Here is a 1,534-nt window from a genome sequence, read left to right as displayed (position 1 = left end):
CTTAAAGGCCGCAGCGTCAGGTCACGTCGATGCGTAAGTTCTGTGGCAACGAGAACAAGTACCTCAGCAAATGGGAGTTATTAGGTCTTACTTGACTTTGTTCTTACTCATGTTAAAGTCTTACTGTTGAAAAAGTAAGGAATAACAGGAGGTAAGCATGCACGCAGACGCTATTGTTTCAAGCAAGGGACAGGTCACTTTGCCTGCAAAAATCCGCGCCCAGTTGGGGATTCAGACGGGGACTAAGCTGCATTTTGAGCTGCGGGGGCAGGAGATTGTGGTTAAGGCTGAGCTGCCTATGAGCGCTTATTACGGCATGCTCAAGGGTTACAAGCTTGACCCCGCTGATCTGGTGATTGAAAAAGAGCCAGATCGGGAGTTTTGATGAATGTTGTTGATTCGTCCTGCTGGATTGAGTTTTTCACGGCTGGTACAAATGGTTTAGTGTTCAAACCCGTGATTGAGCAACGCGACCAATTACTTGTACCTGTTATCAGTATTTACGAAGTCTACAAAATCCTTAGCCGTAAATTACCAGTTGGTGCAGTGCTATCGTGCCTAGACGTCATGCGCTTAGGCCGAGTGCTTGATTTAACGGATAAACGCGCTGTTGCGGCGGCTGACATTGCCAGCAAACACCAACTTGCCATGGCTGACGCGGTGATTTACAGCATGGCCCTAGAGTTTGATGGAACGCTTTGGACGCAGGATGTGGATTACAAAGGTCTGCCAAGCGTGAATTATTTTGACAAGCCACTTGCTTGATTTCTTCAATGAACGATGAACTGAAAAACAGACCCACCACTGCTTTGTCACGCACCTGGCAAGTGGGTGCACTGTGTCGCGCCATTGCGGACAGTTTGGATGCACGGTTTAACCCGGTGACGGTGCAAGGCGAAATTTCAGGGTTTTCGCGTGCCAGCAGTGGGCACTGCTATTTCTCACTGAAAGATGCGACAGGGCAAATTCGCTGTGCCATGTTCAAGCGTGCTGCGAATTTGACAGAATTCATGACACGCGATGGTGATTTGGTCGAAGTGCGCGGTCGCATTGATGTGTACACACCGCGCGGCGATTTGCAGTTGATTGTGGAGAGCATGAGCCAAGCAGGGCAAGGGGCTTTATTTGAGCAATTTCTGCGACTGAAAGCCAAGCTGGAAGCTGAGGGTTTATTTGATGCCGCTCGCAAACGCGAATTGCCCATCGCACCGCGCGGCATTGGTTTGGTCACTTCATTAGGTGCTGCAGCTTTGCACGACGTCATTACTGCACTGCAAAGGCGTGTGCCTCACATTCCAGTGATTGTGTCGCCAGCCAGCGTGCAGGGCGTTGGTGCGCCTCAAGAGTTGTGTCAAGCGCTAGCAAATTTGTATCAATACAATGAACAAATACGCCAGCTAGAGGCCAATTTAATGCACAAGGCTGCGCGTGCGCCGATTGATGTCATTTTGCTGGTGCGGGGTGGAGGGTCTTTGGAAGATTTGTGGGCGTTCAACGATGAAACCTTGGCACGCACCATCGCACAAAGCCCAGT

3 protein-coding genes are annotated in these 1,534 nt (G+C 50.1%); all 3 read left to right on the top strand.

The window, feature by feature from the left end:
• Positions 1 to 157: 157 nt before the first annotated feature.
• Positions 158 to 385 carry an AbrB/MazE/SpoVT family DNA-binding domain-containing protein gene (locus GX466_08705; GenBank protein ID NLH94273.1) on the top strand — a complete coding sequence of 76 codons (228 nt, stop codon included), beginning with the start codon at positions 158 to 160 and terminating at the stop codon, positions 383 to 385.
• On the top strand, positions 385 to 765 hold the full coding sequence (locus tag GX466_08700) for a type II toxin-antitoxin system VapC family toxin (protein NLH94272.1): 381 nt from the start codon (positions 385 to 387) through the stop codon (positions 763 to 765). Before GX466_08705 ends, GX466_08700 begins: the two co-directional genes overlap by 1 nt.
• An 8-nt stretch (positions 766 to 773) precedes the next feature.
• Positions 774 to 1,534: exodeoxyribonuclease VII large subunit (gene xseA, locus GX466_08695; GenBank protein ID NLH94271.1), on the top strand; the 761-nt coding region annotated here is incomplete at its 3' end.

This window comes from Candidatus Cloacimonadota bacterium, from assembly GCA_012516855.1.
Lineage (GTDB): Bacteria > Cloacimonadota > Cloacimonadia > Cloacimonadales > Cloacimonadaceae > Syntrophosphaera.
Note: the sequence above shows the minus strand (reverse complement) of the source record. Positions and strands in the feature narration are given on the sequence as shown.